Origin of the sequence: Thalassospira lucentensis (assembly GCF_011806425.1) — a bacterium.
In the GTDB taxonomy this organism is placed as follows: domain Bacteria; phylum Pseudomonadota; class Alphaproteobacteria; order Rhodospirillales; family Thalassospiraceae; genus Thalassospira; species Thalassospira lucentensis_B.
In genome coordinates this window covers 1-26,479 of the sequence record NZ_JAATOV010000001.1, presented here as the reverse complement: position 1 = coordinate 26,479, position 26,479 = coordinate 1, and the positions used below count along the sequence as shown (strand labels likewise).

The window sequence follows — 26,479 nt, the reverse complement described above, 5'->3', positions numbered from 1 at the left end:
ACAGTGCTTGGGACAACAACGGTACACAGGCTGTACCCAGCGGGAAACGGGGAATAGATGTCGTCTAAGACTTCGAACGCTGAAGAGAAAAAGAACTCTTCTGAAAACGCAGACGGACCTCTTCTCGATACATATAAGTCGGCCATAAAGAAGCTCATTGCCAAAGGTAAAGAGAAAGGCCACATCTCGGTCGATGAGCTGAATAAGGCGCTGCCTTCTGAGCATTTCTCCTCTGAGCAGATCGAAGACGTGATGAGCAATCTCAATGAGATGGGCATCAATGTCATCGATGGGGATGATTCAGACGATAACGATAGCGAAGAAGCCGAGGCTGATCCGCGCGGTAATATCTCTGAAGATGATGTCGGGCGCACGGACGATCCTGTTCGCATGTATCTGCGCGAGATGGGCAGTGTTGAGCTTCTGTCGCGCGAAGGCGAAATCGCCATTGCCAAACGTATTGAGGCCGGTCGTGACATGATGATTGGCGGGATTTGTGAATCCCCGCTGACCATTCGTGCGATTGTCAATTGGCATGACCAGCTTCAGGCTGGCGAGCTTTTGCTGCGTGATGTGATTGACCTTGAGACCACCTATGGCGGTGGTCCGGATGCGGAAATCGCAGCCCAGGAAAGCGAAGGCGAAGACGCCGACACAGATGAAGTCGATCCAGAGGCAGATGTCGAAAGCTTCGACAGTGCCAATGACGACGATGATGACGAAGCCGAAACTGAAACCCCGCACACCATCGGTGAAGAGGAAGAAGAGGACGACGATGAGTCCGAGACTTCTGAAAAATCCGATGATGACGAGGAAGAAGAGCAGGCCCAGGGCCCACGCGACAGTGACGAAGACGATGACGAGAACGAGCAGGTCAATGTCTCTCTTTCCAAAATGGAAGAAGAGCTGACCGAGCAGGTTCTTGAGAAGTTTGAGCTGATTGCGAAAACCTACGAAAAGCTGCATAAGGCGCAGGAACAGCGTCTTGTCGCGCATAATAAGGGCGAGGCCGTGCCGGCCGCGACCGAAAAGCGCTATAACAAGTTGAAAAACGAGATGGTCGACCTGATGGAAGATGTTCACTTGAACAACTTCCGGATTGAAGAGCTTCTTGATCACATGACCGGTTTGAACAACCGTCTGCTGGGCCTTGAAGGTAAACTTCTGCGCTTTGCTGACCGTTGCAAAATCAAACGTCCCGATTTCATCAAACAGTATCAGGGCCAAGAGCTTGACCCGAACTGGATGGAACGAGTTTCGGGCCTGCCGGGCAAGGGTTGGAAAGCCTTTATCGAACGTTATCCTGAAGAAATCGCCAACCTGCGCGAAGGCATCGGTGGTGTTTCCGCCGAAGTCGGCTTGCCGATTGGTGAATTCCGCCGCGTTTATAGCGTGGTCAACAAGGGCGAACGCGAAGCAGGCCGTGCAAAGAAAGAGATGATCGAGGCCAACCTGCGCCTTGTGATCTCGATTGCGAAAAAATACACCAACCGTGGTCTTCAGTTCCTCGACCTTATTCAGGAAGGCAATATCGGCCTGATGAAGGCGGTGGATAAGTTTGAATATCGCCGTGGGTATAAATTCTCGACTTATGCGACGTGGTGGATCCGCCAGGCGATCACGCGTTCTATTGCCGATCAGGCCCGTACGATCCGTATCCCGGTTCACATGATAGAGACCATCAACAAGCTTGTGCGGACTTCGCGCCAGATGTTGCATGAAATCGGCCGTGAACCGACCCCGGAAGAGCTGGCAGAAAAACTGCAGATGCCGCTTGAAAAGGTTCGTAAGGTTCTGAAAATTGCCAAAGAGCCGATCTCTCTTGAAACACCGATCGGGGACGAGGAAGACAGCCATCTTGGTGATTTCATCGAGGACAAAAATGCGGTTCAACCGCTTGATGCGGCGATCCAGGCAAACTTGCGTGAAACTACGACGCGGGTTCTGGCATCGCTCACCCCGCGTGAAGAACGTGTTTTGCGTATGCGTTTCGGGATTGGCATGAACACCGACCACACCCTCGAAGAGGTTGGTCAGCAGTTCTCTGTGACCCGCGAACGTATTCGTCAGATCGAAGCAAAAGCACTGCGTAAGCTGAAACATCCATCACGTTCACGCAAATTGCGTTCGTTCTTGGATTATTAAGAAATAACACGACGTTCGGGCTTGACCTTAGCTCGAAAATCGCTAGTTTTCGGGACCGCACCAGTGATCTGGTGCGGTCTTTTTTCTGACCCCATGTCAGTTTTGGGGGCCCGTAGCTCAATTGGTTAGAGCCGACCGCTCATAACGGTCTGGTTGGGGGTTCAAGTCCCTCCGGGCCTACCGTGGAGCAGTGTTTACAGAATGTAATCACTGCTCCATCGCTCTCCATATTCCCGCCTAAAATCAGTGGTCAGTCCGAGCCCGCCTGAATTGTCATAATTCGGGGGTATGCAGCAATCGTTCTGCTTTTCTGTAAATCCGAAATGCTAAGCACCTGAGTTCATCAGAAGACAGCTGTTACCTTGTATAGCTCCTAATACTCCTCAATTTTTCTCATAAACGAGATCTGGCTTTTGTGACGCCAAAGCGCATGAAATGGCGGGCGCTTGGGCTGTGTGGCTTTTTCTGTATGGGTTATTAAGGAAAACTGGATTAAATAACCAAAATTATTCGTTTATGTGAAGCGTGTTTCATCCTGTAGGCTTTCGGAAATTAAAAAAGTGATCGGTAGGCCAAAGGTCAAGCTGGTTGCGGGAGGAAACATAGCGATGCATGCGAATGCCTTGGTTGAGGGTTCCAACGTGAGCCTCAACATGCTTCAGACTCAATATATCAAAGTGCGTGGATGGTGGGCCCTATGATGGGCCCGCACGCGACCATCCGTGAAGAGTGGCTCTCTCGCCATGAGGAGCCTATTCTTGATCCTGAACAGCCAATTTTGGATGCACACCATCATCTTTGGGATCGTCCGGGCAGTCGATATCGCTGTGAAGAGTTTCTTGCCGATTTGGCCAAAGGACACAATGTTCGTGCCAGCATTTATGTCCAGTGCCGCACAGGCTATCGCGCGGATGGGCCCGATGCACTTCGTCCTGTCGGTGAGGTTGAAACCATTCGTCGTTGGGCGTGCGATGCGGGGGCAACATCATTTCCGGCCAAGATCATCGCACAGGCCGATTTTATGCTGGGTGCTGCAACCGAACCGGTGATTGATGCCCTCGTGGAGGCTGGTGACGGAATGGTTTGTGGTATTCGTAACACCACGGCCCATCATCCTGATCCACGTTTGATCTCCAATCCCAAACCTGCACCAGCTGGTTTGCTGAAAGCCGATGCGTTTCGCGACGGAGTAAGGGCCGTAGCCAAAGCTGGCCTGGTTCTTGATGTGTGGGCATATCAGACCCAACTTGACGACGTTTTTGATTTGGTTGCCGCCAATCCTGACTTGACGGTTGTTGTTGATCATCTTGGTGGTCCGCTGGGTGCCGGACCATATCGAGATAACCGTTCAGAGCATTTTGCAGCTTGGCAGGCAGGCGTTGAACGATTGGCGCAGTTACCCAATACCCGGATGAAGATTGGTGGTTTTGGTCTGATGGTAATGGGGAAAGATTATCACTTGTCCGATACCCCGCCATCGTCAGAGGAGCTTGCCCAAGATTGGCAAGCGTATGTGGATGTTTGCCTGAACGCATTTGGTGCCAAAAGGACCATGTTCGAGAGCAATTTTCCCGTGGATAAAGGTATGTTTGCCTATCCGGTGCTTTGGAATGCGTTCAAGCGTCTGGCCAGTCCCCTTTCAGCGGATGAGCGCGCAGCCCTGTTCTATGGCACCGCAGCTGAGACCTATGGTGTCGAGTTTCCACAAATCAAAAAGATAATTCAGGGAGAAAACATTTATGAAACAGGCTTTTAAATACCTGATTTCAGGGTTGGCCGTGCTCGGAATGTCCGTCACGGCAGCCAAAGCCGATCAGTATCCCGAGAAAACTGTCGAGATTGTCGTCGGGTTTTCTGCCGGGGGCGGAACAGACGTACTTGCCCGCACCGTAGGGGGTTTCCTCGAAAAGGCGCTTGATGGGGACGAAAGCGTCGTCGTTAAAAATATGCCCGGTGCTGGTGGGCAAATCGGGTTTACGGCCGTTGCCGAGGCAAAACCGGATGGCTACACCCTTGGTACTTTCAATTTGCCGGCGGCCCTCGCACTGACCATGGATAGGAAGGCCGATTACGATGCCACGAGCTTTACCTATCTGGCGAATTTTGTGAGGGACCCGAATACCATTGTTGTTGCCCAAGATTCTGGGGTTGAGGACCTGAACGAATTACTCAAGCGTGCCCGGTCTGAGCCAGGAGCCGTGACAATGGGATTGTCTTCCCTTGGCGGGAATGATCATTTTGCTGGCATCCTGATGCAGAAGGCCGCGGGTGTAGAGTTCTCCTTTGTGCCTTTCAAGGGTGCGGCAAACGCGCGGACAGCAATCATGGGCGGCCACGTTGCAGTTGGCACTATGACACTCGGCCAGACAATCGGATTTGAAGACAATTTAAAGATTTTGGCGGTGCTGGATACTGAACGTTCGACGTTTGCGCCTGACGTTCCGACGGCACGTGAATTGGGCTTTGATGTTCAGATGGGATCCTATCGCGGTCTTGTTGCACCGGCGGGTCTGCCAGATGACGTACGCGACACGCTTCTTGACGCACTGCGTGCGGTAAATGACAACCCGGAATTCCAGAAAACCGCCGCAGAACAGGGTACCCCGATTTCATTTGTTGCAGGAGATGATTTTGCATCTCTGGCCGAACAGCAGGCCGCTGTCGCCAAAGAAATCTGGGAAAACACTCCTTGGAAATAAGGCATTGAATAAAAACAACAAATCCTTGAATGCGAGCGTCACAAAGACGACAAATATTATCAGAAACTGGAGGAAACGATGAAAATTTTGAAAGCAACAGCAATTGCCGCATCCGTGCTTTTGGCGGCGTCGGGAGCCCAGGCTGCAGACTGGACGGCTTATACCTACTCTTCGGTGTCAACGACGGCTGCGGTTCAGGGCATGAAAAGGATCACCGAGGAGGTTTCTAAACAAACCGGCGGGGATTTGGACATTACCCTGCATCTGGGTAAAACGCTGCAAATTGCATCTTCGGACATTACGCAGGCAACCGGTGACGGCATTATTGATTTCGCTGCTGATTATTTCTTTTCTGGCAGTGTACCGATTGCCCGTGTTCTCAATCTGCCGCTGTTGATTGAGAACGATGCCGAGTGGCAAAAAGCTTATGCGGCCATGGAGCCGGTTCTGGCAGAGGCATTTACCAAACAGGGCGTCGTGTATTTGGGAGGATACCGTTATCCGTCGCAGGTTTTCTTCACGACCTTTGATATGAAATCACTCGATGATCTGAACGGGCATAAAATCCGCGTGACCTCGCCAGAACAAGGAAGCTTCGTCGCGGCATTTGGTGGTTCGCCAATTACTCTGTCGGGCAGCGAAGTGCCGACCTCGCTTGAACGTGGTGTGATTGACGGTGTCCTGACTGCAAGTGCGGGCGGTGCCAAGAACTGGCACGAATTCTTGCCCTATAATTACCGGTTCCCGGTGAATTACGGGAACTCGGTCATCATTGCCAATGCAGATTCTTTTGAAGACTTGCCAGAGAAAGACCGTGAGGCTTTGAAAGAAATCGTCAGCGCAGAAGGTCAGGCGATTACTGCGGCTTTTAACGAAGATGAAATCGTTCAGATGAACAAGCAGCAAGATGCCGGTATGACCATTGGTGAGGTCAATCAGGCGGAACTGCCAGCAGCACGTGAGAAAATGGCGGCATATTGGGAAGAATGGGCAGCTGATAAAGGCCCAGAATATGTTAAGGCATTGGCAATCGTGCGTGAAGCGATCGGCAAATAATCATGTCGGCGCACAATGAGAAAGCTGTGCCAGGTGTCGTAGGCCAAATGTTTAATGGTTTGGCACGTGGTGTTTCGGTTCTGGCCGGGGTGACTCTTGTCGCCCTGGTCGGGCTGGTCGTGGCCGAGATTGTCGCACGGTCTGTGTTCAATACCTCTTTGGCCGTGGTCGAGGAACTTGTCGGGTATTTTGTTGTTTTGCTGATGGTACTCGGTGCGGCGAAGGCATTGAGAAAGAACGACCTGTTCCGGGTTTCGTTTATTGCTGATCTTTTGCCGCCTGCGCTCGAACGTGCAAGTCGCGTGTTTTACATCCTTACGGCCATTGCTGTCTGTTGTGTGTTTGCGTGGCGGACGGCGGACCTCGTCGCCAGTTCGTTTTCACGTGGCAAGATTTCCCAAACCGTTATGGAAACTCCGTTATGGATTCCACAGCTTGCCTTGCCGGTCGGTTTCGCCGTGCTTGCACTGTTCCTGCTTGAGCACCTCATGCTGGCGCTTCGTCCCCCTGAAAGGAGAGATAACTAATGGAAGCCATTCTTGCCTTTGGGCTTTTGGTTGGTCTCATTCTGGGCGGGTTCTGGGTGCAGTTTTCCGTCTCAACGGCTGGCTTGCTTTATATCTGGCTGCAAACCGGATTTTCAGGCTGGAAGGCCCTTGGACTTGTAAGTTGGGGATCAGCCAACAGCTTTACTCTCGCGGCCATACCGCTCTTTGTTTTTATGGCAGAGATCCTGTTGGGCAGTGGTTTGAGCGGACGTCTTTATAACGGTGTCGCCCCATTTATCCGTTGGCTACCGGGTGGGTTGCTTCATACAAATATTGCCGGTTGCGGGATTTTTGCAGCAATTTCGGGGGGCAGTGCACCGACTGCTGCTGCGATGTCAACAGTTGCCCTGCCAGAATTATCTAAACGTGGTTACAATCGTCGTATCGTGGCTGGGTCGTTGGCTGCTGGCGGGACGCTTGGTATTTTGATCCCTCCATCGATCACGATGATCATCTACGCGACGTTTACTGAAACGTCGATTGCCCATCTTTTTGCCGCAGGTCTTGTTCCCGGTATCTTGCTGGCGCTGGCCTATATGGGCTTTATCATGTTGCGGATCTGGCGTAACCCGTCGTTGGTGCCTGTCGAACGGACCAAGCCGAGTGCCGGCGAGCTGCGCCGTGCTGCTGGTGATATCTTGCCGTTTCTATTGCTGATTTTTGTGGTTCTGGGCAGCATTTATGGTGGTCTGGCGACACCGACCGAAGCCGGGGCGATCGGTGTGATCGGCGCGACAGCTATCGCGGCCATTTATCGTCGCGTTTCCAAAACGATGATGATAGAGGCCATTTCGCGCACGTTGCGGATGAGCGGGAACATCCTTTTCATCGTATTTACTTCGATGATTTTTGCCTATGCCACGGCGTTGTCCGGTGTTGGTGATAATCTGGCTCACTGGCTTGAAACATCGGGTTATTCGAAATTCGTCTTCTTGCTGATGATCATGGTGACCTTCGCCGTTCTTGGATGCTTTATGGAAGGTCTGGGCATGATCGCTATTATTGTGCCGGTGATATTTCCTGCCCTGATGGCGATGGGCGTCGATCCAGTATGGTTTGGCGTGTTTGTTGTGATCCTGATCGAGTTAGGGCAGTTAACGCCACCTCTTGGGGTTATCTTGTTTGTTGTGGCCAGTTCGTCAGACAAGGTCACGGTCGAAGATGTCGCACTTGGTGTAGCCCCATTCTTTGTGATTATTCTCCTTTTCATCCTGCTTTTGATTGCTGTTCCTGACATCGCGCTTTGGTTCCCGTCTTGGAGCCTCGGAAGGTAAAATATGAGTTATCCTTTTCCACAACCTGTCGTCATTGATGCGACGGTCTTTACCGAGTTGCCCGAATCCTTGCGGCGACGGAATGTCAGTTCCTATTGGGCAGAACGGAACCGTCGGGGCGCGGTGGTTGACTGTTTTCTGGAAGGCCCGTCCTTTGATCGGGAAGGGAACCTGTATTTTGTCGATATTCCATTCGGGCGTGTTTTTAAAGCGTCCCCAGATGGACAGGTCAGTCAGGTTGCTGAATATGACGGTCAACCAAATGGCCTGAAAATTCATCAGGACGGCCGAATTTTTATTGCCGATTTCCAAAATGGTATCATGTTGCTCGACCCGGTAACGGGGGGAGTAACGCCCGTACTACGCGATGCGGAGTCAGAGGGCTTTAAAGGCTGCAATGACCTGCATTTTGATCGCGACGGCATGCTGTACTTCACGGATCAGGGGCAAACAGGTCTGCAGGACCCGACCGGGCGCGTGTATCGCTGGAATCCGCAAAGCGGCGAACTGACATGTTTGATCAACACCGTGCCAAGTCCGAATGGACTGGTGTTGGATCTGTCGGAGCACGTTTTGTATCTGGCTGTGACCCGGGCCAATGCTGTTTGGCGCCTTCCGATTTCGCCAAGTGGTCGTGTGGTGAAGGCTGGTCTATTCTTGCAATTTAGTGGCGGGCGTGCCGGGCCGGATGGCTTGGCACTGACGGATGCCGGTGGTGTCGTCGTGTGCCAGACCGGGATGGGGCTGGTTTGGGTGCATGATGTTTTGGGCCGGCCTATTGCGGTGGTCCGTTCACCGCGCGGATTGGGGACCACCAATTGCGCGTTTGGTGGCCCTGATAACCGAACGCTTTACATTACGGAATCTGATACAGGGACCATCCTTAAAGCTGAATTCGCACCGCATTTAGGCATTTCCGGGCATGCCATGTATTCAGGCCACGGCGTACAAAGCTGAGCAGATCAGTTCGGGCTTGATCTGCTTCCGAGGCAGCTATGACCAAAGAAAAAGGCCACTCAGTGTGTGTTGAGTGGGCTTCTCTTTGGCGGGTTATAGCGGTAACAGAATGTCTTTGGTGAGCTCATCTATCGTGCGTTTGCCCAACAGCCCGAGGTCGCGGTGTATCTCGGATTTGATGATCTCGATCGCATTACCAACGCCGGTCTCGCCGTCTGCGACGGCGGCATAGAGGAATGCTCGCCCAATAAAGACAAATGACGCGCCCAAGGCTAATGCCTTTATAATATCTGTTCCCCGTCGAAATCCGCCATCAATCATGACTGGAATGTCGCCCGCTGCCTCAAGCGCATCGGGAAGAACACGCAGCGGGGATACCGAACCATCAAGCTGGCGGCCACCGTGATTTGATAGAATAACACCATCACAGCCCAGTTCTCGGATTTTCTGTATGTCCTGGTGGGCGAGAACACCTTTTATGATGAGCTTGCCTTGCCATTGATCCCTTATCAGACGCAGATGGTCCCAGTTCAAATGATCCTTACGCCCGAAATCTCGGGTAACATTGAGCGACATGATGGGGGCACCGCGTGTGGCATAGGAATTTTCGAAATGTGGCATTCCCTGCGTGACTAAAGTTCGCACGAAAGTGCCAAACACCCATCTTGGGTGTGTGGCAAATTTCCAGATGGTTTTCGGAGTGAACCGAAGAGGCGTTGAGAACCCGGCACGCAGATTGTTTTCGCGATTGGCCAGAACTGCCGTGTCGACTGTTAGCACCAGTGTCCCAAACCCCGTCCGTTTGACGCGGTCAATCAGGGCGACAATTTTATCGTCTTCTCCGGGCAGATAAGCTTGAAACCAGCAATTGGGATTTGCTTTGAAGACCTGTTCCATGGCGGTCAGCGAAGAACCGCTTAGGATCATTGGAATATTCTGTTTGTCCGCGGCGCGGGCCAGCACGTTGTCCCCGTCATAGGCCATCAAGGCAGAGATGCCCATTGGGGCTATTCCGACAGGCGCATCAAAGCTTTGTCCCAGCAAATTTGTGGTTATTGTCCGATTTGAAACACCACGTAAGACGCGGGGAATAAATCCCCAGTTCTGAAATGCGGTTTGGTTGTCGTTCAAGCTAGCCGATGTTTCGGCGGCACTGGCGATGTAGGTGTAAAGAGGATGAGGGAGGCGGCTGCGTGCAACCGCCTCGTAGTCATCCAGACACAGAAACTGCGTCATTTCTCGAAACTGTTATCAGGCTTCTTGGACCTGATGACACGCATGATCATTGGACCAACAATGACAGCTGCAGTGATGGCGATGATGATTTGGCTTGTGCTGTTCTGCCAAAGGGTTGACCAGTCGTTTCGACCAATACGAAGCGCCAGACGCAGGTTTTCTTCGGCGAAACTACCAAGAATGAGGCCGAGTACCACAGGCGGAAGCGGGAATTTCAGCTTGTCCATGAAATACCCAATCAACCCAAAGCCAAGCATCAAATAGACGTCGAACATCCGTCCATTGATTGAATAGACACCGATAAAGACAAGCGCGATGATAATTGCGCCGAGCATCGGGCGCGGCAAACGCAAAACCTGTGCAAAGCTATTGGTAGCAAACGATCCACCAAGGAAAATAAGAAGGATTGCACCAAAAAGAAATTGCCACATAAAGCCAAAGACAAGGTCCGGGTTATCACGGAACAACATCGGGCCTGGCTGCAAGCCATGAATAAGTAAACCGCCCAGCATGACAGCTGCGACAGATGTTCCCGGCACACCCAGTGTCAGGGCAGGGATCATGGCCGATGCTGTGTCGGCATTGTTTGCGGTTTCAGCCGCAGCAACGCCTTCGGGTTCGCCTTTGCCCCATGTTTCAGGTGTTTTTGATGCCCGGCGTGCTTCGTTATAGCTCAGAAATGCCGCCATGGAGCCACCCGCACCGGGCAGGATACCGATGAGAACCCCGATCACACTTGAACGCAGCCAAGTCTTCCAAAATCCGAACATACTAGGCAGGGCTTTCCAGATGCTGCCGGTGCCAAGGTTAAATTTGTCCTTCGCCGTGTCAAAATCGGGATTTTCCAGAAGATCAATTGCTGGCGGCAAGGCATACAACCCAACCAGCAAGACAACGATATTGATCCCGTCAAGCAGTTCAAGATAACCAAAGGTAAGCCGCTCATAACCGGTAATCGTGTCCGAACCGACAACAGAAACCGTGACGCCGAATGCGGCACTGATCAGCCCCTTGATCGGGTCGCCCCCCAAAAGGAAGACGATTGAGGACAGGCCAAAAACCGCGACCCAGAAAATTTCGGCAGGCCCAAACAGCAAGGTTACTTTAGATAGTGGCGGTGCGAGCAACATTAAAACAATTGCCGATGCAATCCCGCCAATAGCCGAGGAAACAACGGCGACCTGAAGAGCAAATCCTCCTCTGCCCGACTGTGCCATCGGATAACCATCAAAGCTGGTTGCAACCGCGGCAGGTGTGCCCGGAATGCGCAACAAAACGGCCGGGATCGCCCCGCCATACATTGCGCCGTTATAAATCCCGGCCATCATGCCAAGCGCAACCAACGGATCGAGGCCGAAGGTAAACGGAATGAGAACCGAAATCGCCATCGTGGCACTAAGCCCCGGAAGTGCGCCGACGCAAATCCCGGCGACCACACCGACAACGACGGAAAGAACATTGGCCCAGCCCAGAACGTTTGGCAGAGCATCAATCAAATTGGCATACATAAAAGCTCTCCGGCGTCAGGACTGGAAGAATTCCGGCGGCAGGCTTTGGTTCATCAGAACCAGGAAAATCAGCGCGATGCCGCCAACAAAAATCAGCGTGGCAAGGGCAATGCCCTTGATACTGCGATAGCCAAACAGCCAGGCAACCGCCGGAAGCATGATCAATGTCGATGTGTAGAAACCGATCGTCGCAACAGCCAGAACATAGAACCCGACACAAACCACGACGAGCAGGAAACGCGACAGCGAAGAAAACACCGGTTTGACAGCGATGGCTTCGGTTCGGATCAGGTTGCGTAGTATCATCAAGACCGAAAGCGCTATCATTGTGCTGAGCATTGCAATCGGCAACAGCGCGCTCATTTCGGGCATGTCAGTTACTTTGGTGAGGAGCCACGCACAGGCAGCAATAAGTACAACGCCGGCAATGTTGTCAGGTTGCAATATGCGTGAACCGGTTTGGTTCGTCATTTTGCTGGTCTTTCGACTTGTTTGAACCTGAATGCTTGTTTGCGCGGCATACAAAGGATCTTACTGATCCTGTTTCGCACAAAATCAACCAAGCAATGCAGGCATGTTTGGGGAAATCGCCAAAGAGGCACTTCGCACCTCTTTGGCCGTTATCATGAAACCAATATTTACCCGGGGTTATTTCCAGGGGGTGGTTTCCCAAACCGACTTGGCGAAATTGTACTGTTCCTGATTGAGCGCCTTGAAGTCGTCGCCAAGGGTCAGTTTTACCGGATTACCCGACGCCAGCATTGCCTTGGAGAATTCAGGATCATCATACGCCTTTTGGAAAGCATCCAGAAGAGCGCTACGCACATCTTCAGGAAGATCAAGCGGTGCGACGAAGCCACGCATAGAGCCGTTTACGACGTTGATTCCCTGCTCGGAAAAAGTCGGAATGTCATCGGCAAGGTTCGAACGCTCTTCGGTGGCAACACCAAGAATGTTGAGCTCTTCGCGGAAGCCGAGAACTTCTGAAAGGTTGAAGATACCCATCGCTACATGGCCGCCCATCACCGCGGTACGCGCCGGTGCTGATCCCTTGAATGGCGCGATGGTAAATTCGGCGCCGCTATTGCTCTGAAGGCGCATCAGGAAGAAGTGATCATCCCCGCCAAGGCTCGACATGCCGACAGTGATCGCACCCGGATCTTCCTTTGCGGCCGCCATTAGCTTATCCATGGTATCAAGCTTGCTGTCTTTTGCCGTGACAATTACGTTCGGGTCATCAACAACATTGGCAAGATAGGTAAAGCTGTCGGCGGAATAATCAGCTTTTCGGTCAAGTGTACGGGCCATCATGCCCGGCAGGTTGAAGGTGCCGAGCGTGTAGCCATCTGGCTCTGCATTGGCAACCTCAGTCACACCGATCTGACCGCTGGCACCCGGCATGTTTTTGACAACAACCGTGGCGCCATTACCCAGATAACGCTCAAGGAACGGCGCGACCGTGCGGGCCATGACATCGGTACCACCACCTGCGGAATAACCGACGATGATTTCGATTTTCTTTTCCGGATATTCTGCATGGGCGTTCGATGCAAAAGCAGCAACGAGAAACGCGGACGTAACAATCGTTTTGAATTTCATTTTTGTTTCCTCCTGATAGATGAATTCAATCCCGCATCACCGCTTTTTGTTTATGGAAGTGAATATAAATTCATGCTTCCAACAGCTTTTATGATTTTGTGATGCAGGCATTTCGTCTTAGATGATGAGACATCTTAGACATCTCTTTGTCTTGCCACCTCCAATAACTCATTGATGACAAATACTTAACGCACTCCACTTCCTGTTCTCTGTCTGCTTTGCAGCGTTTTTGTAAGTCGCTATCAAATTGGCCTGAGCTTCACGGATCAGGCTGAGATAACCTCGACACCTGCTGCCGCCAGCGCTTTGTCGACCCATGATCGATCGTTGGTGCGTTCCTTGATATGCTGCATCTGGCGTTCTTCGGCTGCTTGTTTTGCCAAGGTCGCTTCAAGGATGGTTTCCGCATCGTTGATCGGCACTGCCAGAACACCGTCAGAATCGCCGAGGATGAGATCTCCTGTTTCAATGGTCATGCCATCAATCGAGATGGTCGCGTTGATTTCGCCGGGGCCGAACTTGTAGGGGCCACGATGGGTGACGCCGACCGCATAGGTGGGCAGATTTACGCTTTTAAACGCATCAAGGTCGCGCAGGCTGCCATACAGAACAAAGCCGGCAACGCCGCGATTGATCGCATGTGCAAGCATTAGCTCACCCATCAACGCATTGTTCAGATCACCCCCGCCATCAACAACGATGATGTCGCCGGGCTCTGCGATATCAATCGCCTTATGCAGCATCAGGTTGTCACCCGGACGGCATTTGACTGTCAGAGCAGGACCTGCAAGAACGCCATCTGTGTGCATCGGACGAAGGTTGGTGCCGCCCGCATATAGACGGCTCATGCAATCGCTCACATTGGCCACTGGCAGGACGCGGAACTTTTCCACCAGCTCTGCCGAGATTTTTTGTTTACGTGGGAAAATACGATTTCCAACAGTCATTCTGTTCACCCTTTCTCGAACAGTTTTGCATCCGCACCGGACGCCAAAATTCTGGCGTTTCCCGCACTAAAAATCTCTGGATTGACGATGCGCTCTGCAGCAATTTTTTTACCCGCCAGCAAATCAAGGATGCCCTCGACGGCCAGAAGACCAACCCGACGTCCGGCAGCTGCTGTTACGCCGCCGACATGCGGGGTGACAACAACCATGCGTTCCGACATCAGCGGATTGTCCTGGGATGGAGGTTCTTGCTCGAAGGTATCCAAACCGGCTCCAGCCAGATGCCCGCTTTGCAGCGCGCCGAGCAAATCCGCCTCGTTGATCAGACCGCCACGTGCGGTGTTGATCAGATAGCTTTGCGGCTTCATGATCTTGAGGCTTTCGGCATTGATCATGTGTTGCGTTGTTGGCAGCAAAGGACAATGCAAGCTGACAATGTCCGCGTCGGATAGCAATTCATCGACGCTTCCAATCCGCTGGACACCTTCTGCGGCGAACACTTCATTTCTCGCCATTGGGTCATAGGCAATTACATTCAGGCCAAGTCCACGCCCCAGGCGGGCGGTATATTGTGCAATAGCACCGAACCCGACCAAGCCAAGCGTCTTTCCGGCGATTTCAACACCAAGGAAACCCGGTTTTTCCCAGCGCCCTTCACGCAGGCCTGACACCAGCGGGACAATTTGTTTGACGGTGGCAAGCAACAAGGCAATCGCATGTTCGGCAACCGAAAGTGCATTTGCGCCTGGTGCGCGCAGGACCGCTATACCGCGCTCGGTTGCGGCTTCGACGTCAATATTGTCGACACCCGCACCATGCTTGGAAATAACTTTGAGATCCGGTGCTGCATCCATGGCAAATGCGCCGAATTTTCCCATGCGTGATATCACGCCTTCGGGGCGGAAGCGCGCAAGATGGTCGGTCAGCACATCGTCGGTGGGGTAAGGCGGGGTATGAACGCGATTAACGCCAGCCTGCTCGATCAGTGCCGATGCTGCCGGATCAAGATCAGGCCCCGTGACAAGGATGTTTACAGGCTCGGTCATTGGCCCACTCCCGCGCACGGCAGTGAATAGAGGTCACCCTGCATGTTTCTTCCCTAAATTAATTCTTATTTGTTTTGCCTTTCCGGCATTAGGAAAGATTAACGATAGATTTTTTTTATTAAAGCGAATAATATTTCCGTATAGATTAAGAAAATTTGGTGAAATTGATGGATACTCGACAGCTCAAGACGTTAGTCGCTGTTTCAGAGCATGGGACGTTCGCCCGCGCGGCCGAAATCGTCCATCTGACACCGTCAGCCGTAAGCCAGCAAATGCAGGCCCTCGAGCAGGAAATGGGGGCCAGTCTGTTTAACCGTGACACACGACCGCCGACACTTAATGTCCATGGGCTTCAACTGCTCGAAACTGCAAGATCGGTTTTACGTGTCGTTGAGGAAACAAGAAGTGCTGTGCGCGGGGAACGAAAGAGCGGCAGCCTCAACATTGGATCAGTCAGAACCAGTACAATCGGTCTTTTGCCAAAAACCATCGTCTCTTTGCGGTCAACGTATCCGGACTTGCGCATCAATTTGCGTGTCGGTCTTTCAAGCTCGATGATTACGGATGTCCACGCTGGTCGTCTTGATATGGCAATTGTGGCTGAACATCTCGGTATTCCGTCGGGTATGACTTGGCGACCATTCATTCGAGAACCGCTTGTTGTTATTGCGCCACGCGGAACACCCGAAATGGATGCACGCACGATTTTGGAAACACTCCCCTTCATCCGATTTCGTAGTAACGTGCCGCTTGCAAATCTAATCGACCTCGAGATTTCCAAGATGGGGATCGTCACCTCCGATACTGCCGAAATTGATACGATTTCCGCAATTGTAGAGTGCGTTGCCGAGGGGCTGGGCGCGACAGTCGTCCCCCATATTGCTGTGCGTGATGAAAAACATGATTTGCTGATAAAGCCATTCGGCGATCCGCAGGTTTATCGTCAAATTGGCGTCGTGCAGCGAATAGCATCCGCCAAAATTGATCTTCTGAACCTTTTCCACGACAAGCTTGCATCTCTGGCCGGAGAGTTCGGTGTACCGAGAGTTTAGAGCGATATTCTTTGTGAAACTCGCCTAGTTGCTGCACTGAAAATGTGTGCAACGATCGTGTCGGGTGAAGAATGTCAGGCTATCCGTCAAATGCGCCGACACAGTTTCGCGGGCATCGCGGTCGATTTGGGTAATGTTTTACAAAGTTGCCGGGAAAACGATTTCAAGCCTCTGAATCATGGACGTTAAGCCCGAACAGTGTGAGGTTGGCAGTATTCAACTAATCCGCTGCTTTCTTGGGTCAGGAGTAAAGGTTCGTTTCGTTTTGACGTTTATCGAGTTCCTCATTGTATCGCCTCAAGGCATGCTGTTCGGTCAGCACTCCGATTACGTGTTGGCTCTTCACGCTTTCAACGACGACTAATGCATCTGCTTCGGCAGAGGAAAAGGTTTTCATTGCTTCACGAGCGTTCATGCTCGGTATCAGCACGGTGTTGGGATATGAAACCAAATCTTTTGCGCAAAGATTTTCATCCTGTTGACGATAAATTTCTGGAACTTGGAGTATCCCGACATAATTATTTGCGTCGTCAACGACGGTAACTCTCTGAGTTGAGCCCAGCGCATAGTCTCGTTTTAGTCGCTCAACATCCGTATCTGCGTGGACAGTTTGCACGTTCTTGCGCATCATCTTGCCCACACTTAGCTCTCGAATCCAACCAATGTCAGCGGCGCTCCGAATGGATTCCCCGCGCAGATGAAATCTCCACGTGGTGAATGAATAACCAAACAGACGGCGTACGGTTATTGATGAAACTACTGCTGCTGCGAGGACCGCGATAGTCAATGGCAGGCTCCCCGTCGTTTCAAGTGCAAGAAAGGCCATTGTCAAAGGAGCGCCGAGAACTGCCGTCGCCATCGCACACATACCGACGATCGCTACTATGAGACCCGGAATTTCAAGGCCAAAAGCAAGCATCCAGCCTAATGCCACCAATTTCCCCAACATGGCGCCGAGAAACAGTGAGGCGAAAAACAGACCGCCTCGGAACCCGGAGCCTATGGAGATTGCCGAGGCGAGAACCTTCAGAGAAATGAGCATCATCAGCACAGGTGCGGTGTAATAGGCGCCAAAACCCACATGGAGTGCAGAATGTCCGGATGAAAGTACCGTGGGTGTTATGAGGGCTAGCCCACCGACGCACCCCCCCCCGATAGTTGGTCTTATCCAGGTTGGGAGGCGGCTCTTGCTAAAAAGCGTCTCAACGAGGGTAACGGTCCTCATCATAACAATTGCCACCAAGGCACTTACGAGGGCCATGACAAATACGAGAGAGTAGTCGGATGCACTCAGATTGCCAGCAAAGCCAACTTGAAAAGATTGCTGTGGCAATACCAGACGCATTGTTGCCACGGCGGCAATCGATGCGACTACCACCGGTGCCAAGCTCGTGACGGTGTAAGTCGCAATAATGAGTTCAAAAGCGTAGAACGCACCGGTCAGTGGGGCGTCGAAAGCTGCCGCGATGGCGCCAGCAGCTCCGCATCCCACAAGAATCCTAAGATCATTTCTTCGCACATGGAAAAGTTGTCCCAGACGAGATGCAAAGGCAGACCCGATCTGAGTGTAACCAGCTTCCATGCCAATTGATGCGCCGAAGCCGTTCGAGATCATCGTTTGCAAGACGAGCAGCAAACTCCCCTTCATGGGGATGCGTCCACCATAAAGTGCGTTGGCTTCCACCGGGTCTACAATTGAGATGCGTTGACTGCGGGTGAAAAGCCAACCAACCAGGCCGAGAATGATGCCACCGACCGCAGGAACAAGTCCTGCCCGCCAAGGTACAATGAACGCTGCGCCGCTTACTTCATGTCCCTCTATCGCGAAAAGGACATGATGTAACCATTGCACAGTTCCAACCATCAGCGCAACGAAACAGCCCGCAATTATTCCAACAAAGCCTGCAACGACGACCAGCCAAATTTCGTCCGTTCGAACAATCGTGCGGAGCCGGTGAGGAATGCGAAACAGCTTTGACTCGGAAGACGGCTCCTGTCCGTCTCCCGAACGGTCGAGTTCGAGCATGGATGACTCCCGAAACTCAGCTGGAGATATAATCGGCGTAGAGATCGGCGATACGCTGAGTCACAAGCCCAGGTTTACCATCTCCGACCTGACGTCCATCAATCCGGGTGACCGGCGTGATGCCGCCCAATGTCCCTGTCACGAAAGCTTCGGAGGCACTGTAAACCTCGGCCAATGTGAAATCCTTCTGGCGCACTACAAATCCGGCATCCGCGTATAGCTTGATGACCTTCTTTCGCGTAATCCCGTTGAAATTGTATCGGCCAGTAGAGGTCCAGAGTTCTTCGCCGCGGACTATGAAGAAATTTGTAGAGTTGCAGCTGGCAACAAACCCGTGAGGATCAAGCATTAGTGCCTCGTCAGCGCCGAGGTTGATCGCTTGGAGTAGGGCCTGGATGAAATTCAGACGGCTATGGGAATTAAGTCGTAAGTCGAAAACATCTGGTGTGCTGCATCGAATTGTCGACGTCATCAGCGTGATACCATTCGCCTTTGACTCCGGCTTAGGTAGTTTGAATTCCGCAACTATAACTACCGTTGCCTGGCCTATCGCGAACCTCGGATCTTGGTTCGGCGTCGTCTTTTTGCCCCGCGTGACCATCAAACGAGCATGGGCACCATCCGTCATGCCGTTTTTTTCGAACGTTTGCTTAAGAGCTGCCTCTAGTTCGTCACGGCTCATACCAATATCAAGCTGAATCGAATTGGCACCTTCAAGAAGCCGGTCGAGGTGTTCATCCAAGGCGACTATCTTCCCGTTTACCAGGCGAACACCTTCCCAAACGCCGTCTCCGAGCCCGAAACCCGCGTCGAACACCGAGACCATGGCCTCGTCACGTTTAAAAAATTCACCATTGAGATAGATCATCACTTCGTCGTTGCGATTATCCGCGACGTATCCTTGCGAACTCGTGTTGCTAGCGGTTGTTGCGGTCATTTCAAGAGCTTCCTATTCATAGTTTTTTTATGGTTTGCGTCCGCAGGGTTAAAACGCAAATTCGGTGAAACGGTTGAGAAACGCCCGTGTGCGCTCCTGTTTTGGGTTTTTAAGAACTTCTGCTGGTGTGCCGACTTCGTGAAAAACACCGTCTGCCAAGAAAATTACTTTGGTCGCGAAATGGTAGGCGAAGCCCAATTCGTGGGTAACCAGCAGCATTGTTCTTCCTTCTTCCGCGAGCTTGCGGATGACAACGAGCACCTCACCAACCAACTCGGGGTCCAGTGATGACGTCGGCTCATCGAACAGAAGTATCTCAGGCTCCATTGCAAGAGAACGGGCGATTGCCACACGTTGTTGCTGTCCACCCGATAACCGGCCCGGATAGGCGTCGTGTTTATCCGCGAGCCCAACTTTGTCGAGTTCCTTAACCGCCAAGTCTCGAGCGGCCTCTTTCTTCATGCCCTTTACAGTCAATAACCCTTCCATGGCGTTCTCGAGAACGGTCATATGTGGAAACAGGTTGAACTGCTGGAAGACCATGCCGACGCGCTCGCGTACCAAACAAAGTTCCGATTCAGGATAACGACGTTCACCGTTTTTGCCGGCGGGTTTTCCGATTTCCTTCCCATCAAGAGAAACCGTTCCGCTGGAGGGCATCTCCATGAAGTTGAGGCAACGCAAAAAGGTACTTTTTCCAGAGCCACTCCCACCGATGATTGCCACACGCTCGCCTTGCTCGACCGAAAAGTCGATTCCTTTCAGCACGTGATGTTCTCCGAATTTCTTATTCAGCTCCGTTACGCGGAGAATAGGTTCATTCATTGCAATGCCTCCTTGAGTCGGCGTTAGGCTTTTGCCGCAAGGCGCTTTTCCAAGCGCGCGGAGAGCCATGTTCCGGGGTAAATCAGGATGAAATAGATGACTGCTACGGTCGTTAGAATTTCAAGTGGTCGGTAGTAGGTCGAACTGAGCAATCGCCCCTGATACATCAATTCATGTACAGACAATACCGACGCGAGAGATGACATCTTGGCGACCTCAATCGCGCGATTGGTGAACGCGGGCAGCATGCGTTTGAATACCTGTGGAAGAATGATCCGCCGTAAAATTTGTGAGTTACGCATACCCAAAGCTCTCGCTCCCTCCCACTGGCCTAGCGCGATCGACTGGATCCCACCCCTGAAAATCTCAGCGGAATAGGCCGACGTGTTTAGCGCCAACCCGAGAAGAGCGGCCGTAAATGGAGACAGTTGGACCCCGATAATGATCGGGAAAGCATAGAAGAACCAGATGAGCTGGATTAGAACCGGAGTGTCGCGGAAGAGCTCGATGTAAAACAGACTTGGCGCTCTAAGCGCTATGCTCTTCGAGGTTCGTGCTAGCGACAGAAAAAAACCAGCAGTAAGGCCAATAAGGATGCTGGGAATCCACAATTCAATGGTGACGAGAAGACCACGAAGAAGGACAGGAAGGCTTTGGAGAATAAGCCCAAAATCAAATTGATAATTCATTGATTGGCTCCTCAGCGATAAGCCGTCAGGCGCGCTTCGGCAATGCGCGAAAGAGTGCTGGCTGTTACAAGTAGAACGACGTACATCAAAGCTATGGTCGTATAGACCTCCAAAGGTCTAAAGGTCTCACTATTGACACGCATTGCCTGATAAAGAAGGTCAGCGTAGGCAAGAGTAGATGCGAGTGCCGTTGTTTTCGTCAGCTCGAAGGACCGTTCGACAAACGGCGCGAACATTCGGGTCATCGCTTGGGGAAGTATGATCCGCCGCATCAACTGTGAATGCCGCATTCCTAGGGAGCGGCCCCCTTCCCACTGACCTTTCTCGATGGAAACGATGCCTCCGCGAAAGACCTCCGCGTAGAAGGCGCCTGATTGCGTGGAAAGAGCGAGCACGGCTGCTACGAAAGGATCCAAACTTATGTTCGCTAGCACTGGAAGGGCATAGTAGAACCAGAAAAAATGAATAATCGGTGGGGTGTTCCGATAAAACTCTATGAACGCGGTGGCGGGTGCCGAAAGATATTTTTTGGGCGAAAGTTTAAGAAACGCCAGGACCAAGCCAACGACGATCCCGAGAACAATAGAGACCGCCGCAATTTTTATAGTGTTCAGAAGACCGACAGCCAAAATGTCCCATCGGGACCAAACGCCGGAGAAATCCCATTGATAGCTCATGAGAAACAGATCCTTGGATGATACGAAGCAGTGATCGCGCAAGCTTCGCTGGCGACCATCCTTTCGTCCGAAACATAAAATATGGGAGGCTAGCTCTCGCCAGCCTCCCGCCAGCCGAGATTACTGCCAGGCTTCTTTTACGAGGCCCGGAATACCCGTGGGATCAATGTTTTTCGACTTCAGGTACGCGTCAAATATCTGGTCCGGAACACCTTCTTTGTAGAGAGAGGCAAACTGCTCACTCACCCAATCGCGGAACGCAGGATCGGCTTCTTTTCGCAGGCCGGCGCTGGTGGGAACCGGGTTGACGGGGGTAGGAAGAATGACTTTACCAAGCTTCAAGCGGGAATACTGAACAACAAGAGCTGGATGGAACTGCACGACGACATCTACGCGCTTCGCTGCGAAGGCCGCGATAGCTTCGTCGTTGTTGGAGAAACGATTGATTTCGGCGTTCTTGGCCATCTCTGTGATGTTCTTGTCAAGCGAGGTGCCAAGCGTAACGCCAATACGGGTGCCAGGCTTGTCAATATCTTCCCAGGACGTCACTTCAGAGTCTGTGGGTACGAGGGCCCCCATAGCGTAGTAGAACAGGGGCGCATCCGGGAAAGCGATAGCTTTTTTTCGTTCTTCTGTCGGATCCAGAACGAACATAAGATCAATCTGGTTTGCCTGAATGGCGGCGACGGCATTTGCCCAAGTCGTTTCAACGGGGACCAACGTAGCCCCTAGGTTGGCAGCAAGCTTCTCGCCCATTGCAACCCCAACGCCCGTCCATTCTTCGGTCATCGGGTCCTTGAAAAACCATGGTTCAGCTGACGTGACACCAATTCGAAGCTGTTTGTCTTGCTTGATGCGCTCAAGGGTTGAAGCATCCTGGGAGAAAGCTGGCGTGGCCATGCAAGTGATAACTGCAGCGCAAAGCGCTACAAAAGTTCTGCGTGTCGTGTTCATTGTAAAGCCTCTGAAGTTGATTACCTGGCGAGTGGCCTTTACGGCTCTTCTTATTGGATCTTGCCGAGTTCGACGGCTCTATCGGCGGCCGCAAGGGTGGTTTTGATCAAAAGTGAGGGGAGTGCGTTTTGGGCCTCGAGCACAGAAAGACCTGCCGCTGTGGTGCCACCGGGGCTGGTTACGGCAACCTTCAAGTCGTGCGCGGTTCTCGTATCCTGTTCAAGGAGGCGTGCAGCGCCAATGACGGTTTGTCGGGCGAATTTCGCCGCCAACTCTCTGGAAAAACCAAGTCTTTGCGCCGCGTCCTGTAGATACTCTGCGAATGCAAACACGTAACCAGGGCCGCTTCCTGTTACGCCTGTTGCAAGATCGATCTCAGTTTCCTTTGTCAGCCAGCAGAATTGGCCTATTGCCCCAAATATTTCTTCTACGATGCGCCGGTCTGCCTCTGACACAGCATCCTGTTCGGCAAAGCCAACACTCATCGCGGTTGCCGCCAAGGCGGGAAGATTGGGCATCACGCGGACGAGCCGCCGCAGGTTGGGGATCGAAGCTTGCAGTCTTTCCAGCGGGATTCCGGCCGCAATAGAAATGACTAAAGCATTGGGAAGGCTAGGCTGTGCTGTTTGAAGGACGGTCTCGACATGTTGGGGTTTGACCGACACAATGCATACGTCAAAGTGCCGATCACGAAGTTCATCAAACTCCGCCACTACGTCGACCGCAGAGTGGGAAGGGAGAAGCTTCCGAGCCTTTTCTACGTCAGGATCGACAGCTGTGATGCTGACCGTTGGGATATTTGCAACTGCACCGCCGGCGATAGCGGCTCCCATGTTTCCGCATCCTATGATCAGGACGGAAAGCGGGGCGGGGGGCAATGGTGTCATTTAGAACCTCCAGCGGCGAGGTCTGATTGCGTCGCGGTGTTTGACTCCGATCCGAGAAGAAACTCTTCTGTTTGTTCGCCTCCACGCGCCATATGGTTTTTGATTTCGGTCCGCATGGCTTCGAAATCATCGCCGAGTGCATTTTCTACATAACTGTCGTGCCCCTCACGGCGGGGACCCCGAATACCATGTGCCCTGTGATGCGCAGCCCAATAGAGCTGAAGGCGCCCACGTATACTTTCCCATGTTTTCAATAGGATTTGGTGGCCGGTGGCTTCGTAGACAAAACCGTGAAGCTGAAGCTCAGCGTCGATGCTCGCAACATCATCTTCCGCATCAATGCACCGGGTTAGGGCGGCGTGGCGAGCGCGGAGTCCTTCGTGGAAGCTTTGATCTCGCCGCGACCAGACCTGCTCAAATGCAAAAATCTCCAGATTGACGCGCATTGAGTAAATTTCCCTGACATCGCTAACCGAGAGATCAACAACGTGGGTTCCGGTGTATGGCACCGTAACAAGTAGACCTTCGTCGATGAGCTGGCGCATGGCCTCTCTCAACGGGCCACGGCTCACACCGAATTGTGCTGCCAAGCTTGACTCAATCACTTGTGCGCCCGGAGGAATTTCACCGCTAAGGATGGCATTGCGCAGTCCGTCAACGATATGGGCCCGGAAAGTCGCCTTCGGAATTCGAATAAAATTTTGTGACACGCCGGAGTTCACATCAGGCCTCATTGCTGGTGATCGATTGTCAACAATCAATCACAGACGATTATTGCCGTCAAGTGAGTCTCTATTTTTAAAAAGATGGAGAGAGGCTTTTGGGCTGAACCCGGCGGTCCTATCGCAGTCTTCGACTGCCGTCTGCTTAATTACATTTTTAGAAGACTCGAAATATGTGAAAGGTTGGAGATTCTCCAGCCAAGTACATGTCGGTATCTTTTGATATCACGTGTTCGAACATTCAGAAGATAGTCAAAGAGGCTGGCTGTCATACGAAAAGCCTCAATTTTCGGTATTCACTTCGTCGTCCGGTTGAGCTCGTGAAGTGCGGATTTACACGTGTCACCCAGCTTCACTTCTGCGAAAGCAATGGGATCAATATTAAGCTTTGCCTGTTCCGTCTCAACGCCCATGAGACAGATTTGACTCAACGGATAATGGAGGATTTTGGCTCATCGTAGCTCGATCAAAGGAAGTGAAGATGAAACAGAAATCCGAGCCGCAGAAACCGACGGCCGAGAACGCAATCAAGGACATACGACGCGCGACAAGCGAGCGGTATGATCATGAAATGGATTGCCGCCGACTTTGATCTCAGCGTCTAGTCTCGGAATTTGGTGGATCAGATCAAGAGTACAGCGTTCCAGTTCTTTTGTTAGGCGGGCAAGCTGTTATGAATAAATTCATAATCTCTCTAATTGTCTGTATGGGTACATGGTTTTTGATGCACTGGGGAAATGTCAGCTTTTCTGTCAATCCTGCAGTTTTTTGTCAGCTTATGTGTCAATCAGTGCCAACTTTTCTGGCAATCGGAAATGCCAAGTAGTTGATTTTGCTGTATCTCAAATGTCACCTTTTGTGGCACCTGACAAGTGTTTACAGAATGTAATCACTGCTCCATCGCTCTCCAACTTCCCGCCTAAAATCAGTCGTCAGTAAGAGCCAGCCGGAATTGTCATAATTCCGGGGTATGGAATTGTTTTTAATACAAAAATACTAATGTGCGATTTTTAATTGAGTAACTAAACTATTGCTTGTGCACTATGTCGAGCCCCAATACTCTTCTCATAAGGGTATTAGTTCTACATTGCACGTACGGATAAGCATTGGATTGTTTATGTTTGTAGGGTGCTGAAATCAGGGGCTCAAATGCAAGACGATCTTATCCAAACCATAGCAAACCGCACCACAGTGATTCTGGCTTCGCAGTTGTTGTCTAACGACAGTGGCCCCGTTAGCATCAGAACAGTTAAGGCATCTGATTACGGCACGGTGTCGCTTGATGTTGACGGCAATGTGGTGTTCACCCCGGATGTGGATTACTACGGCCCGGCAGTGTTTAGCTACACAGCGGATGATGGTGCGGGTGGAAGCAGTACGGCAACTGTGACGGTTGATGTGCGTGCGACGCTTGATGACCCTACCAAACTGCCGCTTGGCTTTGCTATCGACGGTGAAGCGGAAGGTCTTGTCGAATGGGATGTTGCTCAGCTTTCTGATGGCAGCCAAGTTGTAACCTGGTACGACGGCAGTAATCGGATTTGGCGTCAACGCTATGATGCTGCGGGGGCGGCTCTGGGCAATCGCCAGGCAATTAGTGCGGGCGCAGGGGCGACAAGTTTCAATATTACCGGTCTTGCGAATGGCAACTATGTCATCACTTATTCGAAGCCTGGTGGAAGCTCTGGCGATGCCGTTCAGTTCCAGATATTCAATTCGACGGGCAACCGTCTGAAAGATGTCAGTCTTCAGGAAGAAGGTGTGAATAGCACAGACGCGGATGTCATTGGTCTTCAGGATGGCGGGTTTGTGCTTGTGATGAGCCGCAATGTTGATGGCGAAACCGTCGGGCAAGATACATTTGGTCAGCGCTATGATGCTTCGGGTAACGCGGTCGGCGATCTATTTGATTTAAGTGGGCTTGCCGGTGGGAATGACCGCATGTCAACCGGCCTTGAATTGTCTGATGGTCGTTTGCTGCTGATGATGAAAAACGGTGCAAACGAAACTGTTGGTCAGCTGTTCTCATCCGCAGGATATCCGCTGAGCACCCCCTTCGAGGTCCGTGACTTTGTTGGAGCCAATGATGCCACGGATCCGATGTATTCCGGGCTGAGTGCGAAGTCGGCATTGTTGTCGGATGGTCGGGTCGCCGTCGTCAGTGGTCGTAGCCTTGTTGTGTATGAGTTTGGCTCAGACAATGCTGTGACGGAAGCCGCGCGTGTTGATCTTGCTACACTTGACCCGGATGGTGGCAATGTGGTGTCAGGCGATGTCATCGCGCTTTCCGATGGCGGCTACTTCACGGTGTTCAACAGTCGGGAAAGTGATGCATCAAGCGTACATCGTGTTTATGGGCAGCGTTATGACTCCCTTGGCAACCCGTTTAACGGTGTTGTTGATTTTGGCGAATTGGTCGATGGTCCGGAAATCTATGTCAAGCTTGAGCATGCCATTGATGGTGGTGTGTATGTTTATTTCAGCCATCCGACCAATTCCGGGCAAGGTGAACTTTACAAGATCCATGTCGATAGCGGTGTAACTGGCGAAACACTCGATCCAGCGCAATACAGGGAATACGCTCCGATAGTCGAACCTATTGTAGCGTATGGCGACGAGGTTTCGATTGTGTCGAACCGTTCGACGGTCATTCTGGCGTCAGAGCTTCTGGCCAATGACGAAGATCCGGATGGGG

At 51.9% G+C, this 26,479-nt stretch carries 23 protein-coding genes and 1 tRNA gene; 10 read left to right on the top strand and 14 right to left on the bottom strand.

Annotation, left to right across the window (positions count from 1 at the left end):
• Window positions 1-57 precede the first annotated feature (57 nt).
• The 8 genes from rpoD (at window position 58) to HCZ99_RS00085 (ending at window position 8,679) form a co-directional block, all read left to right on the top strand.
• A complete protein-coding gene (gene rpoD / locus HCZ99_RS00120) occupies window positions 58-2,145 on the top strand; it encodes an RNA polymerase sigma factor RpoD (RefSeq protein ID WP_167444889.1) in 2,088 nt (695 codons plus the stop codon).
• A gap of 106 nt (window positions 2,146-2,251) precedes the next feature.
• A tRNA-Ile gene (locus HCZ99_RS00115) sits at window positions 2,252-2,325 on the top strand.
• 505 nt (window positions 2,326-2,830) lie between these two features.
• Window positions 2,831-3,901 carry an amidohydrolase family protein gene (locus HCZ99_RS00110; RefSeq protein WP_167444888.1) on the top strand — a complete coding sequence of 357 codons (1,071 nt, stop codon included), beginning with the start codon at window positions 2,831-2,833 and terminating at the stop codon, window positions 3,899-3,901.
• On the top strand, window positions 3,885-4,844 hold the full coding sequence (locus HCZ99_RS00105; RefSeq protein WP_167444887.1) for a Bug family tripartite tricarboxylate transporter substrate binding protein: 960 nt from the start codon (window positions 3,885-3,887) through the stop codon (window positions 4,842-4,844). Before HCZ99_RS00110 ends, HCZ99_RS00105 begins: the two co-directional genes overlap by 17 nt.
• Window positions 4,845-4,922: 78 nt before the next feature.
• Window positions 4,923-5,900 carry a TRAP transporter substrate-binding protein DctP gene (dctP, locus tag HCZ99_RS00100; RefSeq protein ID WP_167444886.1) on the top strand — a complete coding sequence of 326 codons (978 nt, stop codon included), beginning with the start codon at window positions 4,923-4,925 and terminating at the stop codon, window positions 5,898-5,900.
• 2 nt (window positions 5,901-5,902) lie between these two features.
• Window positions 5,903-6,427, top strand: coding sequence for a TRAP transporter small permease (locus HCZ99_RS00095; protein WP_217701444.1), 525 nt, complete (start codon window positions 5,903-5,905; stop codon window positions 6,425-6,427).
• Entirely contained in the window at window positions 6,427-7,722 is a 1,296-nt protein-coding gene (locus tag HCZ99_RS00090; protein ID WP_167444885.1) for a TRAP transporter large permease, read from the top strand. The genes HCZ99_RS00095 and HCZ99_RS00090 overlap by 1 nt, the downstream gene beginning before the upstream one ends.
• Window positions 7,723-7,725: 3 nt before the next feature.
• Window positions 7,726-8,679: an SMP-30/gluconolactonase/LRE family protein gene (locus HCZ99_RS00085; protein WP_167444884.1), complete on the top strand. Its 954-nt coding sequence runs from the start codon at window positions 7,726-7,728 to the stop codon at window positions 8,677-8,679.
• A 93-nt stretch (window positions 8,680-8,772) separates the two neighbouring features.
• Here HCZ99_RS00085 and HCZ99_RS00080 read toward each other — a convergent pair whose 3' ends face one another.
• The 6 genes from HCZ99_RS00080 to HCZ99_RS00055 form a co-directional block, all read right to left on the bottom strand.
• Window positions 8,773-9,915 (bottom strand): alpha-hydroxy acid oxidase, encoded by a 1,143-nt coding sequence (locus tag HCZ99_RS00080; protein WP_167444883.1) that lies wholly within the window; start codon window positions 9,913-9,915, stop codon window positions 8,773-8,775.
• Complete coding sequence (locus HCZ99_RS00075) at window positions 9,912-11,423, bottom strand: tripartite tricarboxylate transporter permease (protein WP_167444882.1); 1,512 nt, start codon at window positions 11,421-11,423, stop codon at window positions 9,912-9,914. The genes HCZ99_RS00080 and HCZ99_RS00075 overlap by 4 nt, the downstream gene beginning before the upstream one ends.
• 15 nt (window positions 11,424-11,438) lie before the next feature.
• Entirely contained in the window at window positions 11,439-11,894 is a 456-nt protein-coding gene (locus HCZ99_RS00070; protein ID WP_167444881.1) for a tripartite tricarboxylate transporter TctB family protein, read from the bottom strand.
• A 177-nt stretch (window positions 11,895-12,071) separates the two neighbouring features.
• Window positions 12,072-13,022, bottom strand: coding sequence for a Bug family tripartite tricarboxylate transporter substrate binding protein (locus tag HCZ99_RS00065; RefSeq protein ID WP_167444880.1), 951 nt, complete (start codon window positions 13,020-13,022; stop codon window positions 12,072-12,074).
• A 266-nt stretch (window positions 13,023-13,288) separates the two neighbouring features.
• Window positions 13,289-13,969 carry an RraA family protein gene (locus HCZ99_RS00060; RefSeq protein ID WP_167444879.1) on the bottom strand — a complete coding sequence of 227 codons (681 nt, stop codon included), beginning with the start codon at window positions 13,967-13,969 and terminating at the stop codon, window positions 13,289-13,291.
• Between the two features lie 5 nt (window positions 13,970-13,974).
• Complete coding sequence (locus HCZ99_RS00055) at window positions 13,975-15,015, bottom strand: hydroxyacid dehydrogenase (RefSeq protein WP_167444878.1); 1,041 nt, start codon at window positions 15,013-15,015, stop codon at window positions 13,975-13,977.
• A gap of 167 nt (window positions 15,016-15,182) precedes the next feature.
• Between HCZ99_RS00055 and HCZ99_RS00050 the strand changes: the two genes are divergently transcribed.
• Window positions 15,183-16,067 (top strand): LysR substrate-binding domain-containing protein, encoded by an 885-nt coding sequence (locus HCZ99_RS00050; RefSeq protein WP_167444877.1) that lies wholly within the window; start codon window positions 15,183-15,185, stop codon window positions 16,065-16,067.
• Between the two features lie 241 nt (window positions 16,068-16,308).
• Here HCZ99_RS00050 and HCZ99_RS00045 read toward each other — a convergent pair whose 3' ends face one another.
• The 8 genes from HCZ99_RS00045 to HCZ99_RS00010 form a co-directional block, all read right to left on the bottom strand.
• On the bottom strand, window positions 16,309-18,093 hold the full coding sequence (locus HCZ99_RS00045; protein ID WP_167444876.1) for a chloride channel protein: 1,785 nt from the start codon (window positions 18,091-18,093) through the stop codon (window positions 16,309-16,311).
• 16 nt (window positions 18,094-18,109) lie between these two features.
• Window positions 18,110-19,030, bottom strand: a complete 921-nt coding sequence (locus HCZ99_RS00040; RefSeq protein WP_167444875.1) for an aminotransferase class IV — start codon at window positions 19,028-19,030, stop codon at window positions 18,110-18,112.
• 48 nt (window positions 19,031-19,078) lie between these two features.
• Window positions 19,079-19,855 carry an amino acid ABC transporter ATP-binding protein gene (locus tag HCZ99_RS00035; RefSeq protein ID WP_175581357.1) on the bottom strand — a complete coding sequence of 259 codons (777 nt, stop codon included), beginning with the start codon at window positions 19,853-19,855 and terminating at the stop codon, window positions 19,079-19,081.
• Window positions 19,856-19,878: 23 nt separating this feature from the next.
• Window positions 19,879-20,544, bottom strand: coding sequence for an amino acid ABC transporter permease (locus HCZ99_RS00030; protein ID WP_167444874.1), 666 nt, complete (start codon window positions 20,542-20,544; stop codon window positions 19,879-19,881).
• 11 nt (window positions 20,545-20,555) lie between these two features.
• Window positions 20,556-21,221, bottom strand: coding sequence for an amino acid ABC transporter permease (locus HCZ99_RS00025; protein ID WP_167444873.1), 666 nt, complete (start codon window positions 21,219-21,221; stop codon window positions 20,556-20,558).
• Window positions 21,222-21,341: 120 nt separating this feature from the next.
• On the bottom strand, window positions 21,342-22,175 hold the full coding sequence (locus HCZ99_RS00020; protein ID WP_167444872.1) for a transporter substrate-binding domain-containing protein: 834 nt from the start codon (window positions 22,173-22,175) through the stop codon (window positions 21,342-21,344).
• Window positions 22,176-22,225: 50 nt separating this feature from the next.
• A complete protein-coding gene (proC, locus tag HCZ99_RS00015; RefSeq protein ID WP_303047811.1) occupies window positions 22,226-23,062 on the bottom strand; it encodes a pyrroline-5-carboxylate reductase in 837 nt (278 codons plus the stop codon).
• Entirely contained in the window at window positions 23,059-23,784 is a 726-nt protein-coding gene (locus HCZ99_RS00010; RefSeq protein ID WP_217701443.1) for a GntR family transcriptional regulator, read from the bottom strand. Before HCZ99_RS00010 ends, proC begins: the two co-directional genes overlap by 4 nt.
• A 1,149-nt stretch (window positions 23,785-24,933) precedes the next feature.
• On the opposite strand from HCZ99_RS00010, the gene HCZ99_RS00005 reads away from it, so the two are divergent.
• Window positions 24,934-26,479, top strand: a 1,546-nt coding sequence (locus HCZ99_RS00005; protein ID WP_167444870.1) for a cadherin-like domain-containing protein, incomplete at its 3' end; no start/stop codon positions are given.

Coding starts and splice junctions, on each gene's coding strand:
- rpoD (WP_167444889.1), top strand. CDS start 58: ATGTCGTCTAAGACTTCGAACGCTGAAGAGAAAAAGAACTCTTCTGAA.
- HCZ99_RS00110 (WP_167444888.1), top strand. CDS start 2,831: ATGGTGGGCCCTATGATGGGCCCGCACGCGACCATCCGTGAAGAGTGG.
- HCZ99_RS00105 (WP_167444887.1), top strand. CDS start 3,885: ATGAAACAGGCTTTTAAATACCTGATTTCAGGGTTGGCCGTGCTCGGA.
- dctP (WP_167444886.1), top strand. CDS start 4,923: ATGAAAATTTTGAAAGCAACAGCAATTGCCGCATCCGTGCTTTTGGCG.
- HCZ99_RS00095 (WP_217701444.1), top strand. CDS start 5,903: ATGTCGGCGCACAATGAGAAAGCTGTGCCAGGTGTCGTAGGCCAAATG.
- HCZ99_RS00090 (WP_167444885.1), top strand. CDS start 6,427: ATGGAAGCCATTCTTGCCTTTGGGCTTTTGGTTGGTCTCATTCTGGGC.
- HCZ99_RS00085 (WP_167444884.1), top strand. CDS start 7,726: ATGAGTTATCCTTTTCCACAACCTGTCGTCATTGATGCGACGGTCTTT.
- HCZ99_RS00080 (WP_167444883.1), bottom strand. CDS start 9,915: ATGACGCAGTTTCTGTGTCTGGATGACTACGAGGCGGTTGCACGCAGC.
- HCZ99_RS00075 (WP_167444882.1), bottom strand. CDS start 11,423: ATGTATGCCAATTTGATTGATGCTCTGCCAAACGTTCTGGGCTGGGCC.
- HCZ99_RS00070 (WP_167444881.1), bottom strand. CDS start 11,894: ATGACGAACCAAACCGGTTCACGCATATTGCAACCTGACAACATTGCC.
- HCZ99_RS00065 (WP_167444880.1), bottom strand. CDS start 13,022: ATGAAATTCAAAACGATTGTTACGTCCGCGTTTCTCGTTGCTGCTTTT.
- HCZ99_RS00060 (WP_167444879.1), bottom strand. CDS start 13,969: ATGACTGTTGGAAATCGTATTTTCCCACGTAAACAAAAAATCTCGGCA.
- HCZ99_RS00055 (WP_167444878.1), bottom strand. CDS start 15,015: ATGACCGAGCCTGTAAACATCCTTGTCACGGGGCCTGATCTTGATCCG.
- HCZ99_RS00050 (WP_167444877.1), top strand. CDS start 15,183: ATGGATACTCGACAGCTCAAGACGTTAGTCGCTGTTTCAGAGCATGGG.
- HCZ99_RS00045 (WP_167444876.1), bottom strand. CDS start 18,093: ATGCTCGAACTCGACCGTTCGGGAGACGGACAGGAGCCGTCTTCCGAG.
- HCZ99_RS00040 (WP_167444875.1), bottom strand. CDS start 19,030: ATGACCGCAACAACCGCTAGCAACACGAGTTCGCAAGGATACGTCGCG.
- HCZ99_RS00035 (WP_175581357.1), bottom strand. CDS start 19,855: ATGAATGAACCTATTCTCCGCGTAACGGAGCTGAATAAGAAATTCGGA.
- HCZ99_RS00030 (WP_167444874.1), bottom strand. CDS start 20,544: ATGAATTATCAATTTGATTTTGGGCTTATTCTCCAAAGCCTTCCTGTC.
- HCZ99_RS00025 (WP_167444873.1), bottom strand. CDS start 21,221: ATGAGCTATCAATGGGATTTCTCCGGCGTTTGGTCCCGATGGGACATT.
- HCZ99_RS00020 (WP_167444872.1), bottom strand. CDS start 22,175: ATGAACACGACACGCAGAACTTTTGTAGCGCTTTGCGCTGCAGTTATC.
- proC (WP_303047811.1), bottom strand. CDS start 23,062: ATGACACCATTGCCCCCCGCCCCGCTTTCCGTCCTGATCATAGGATGC.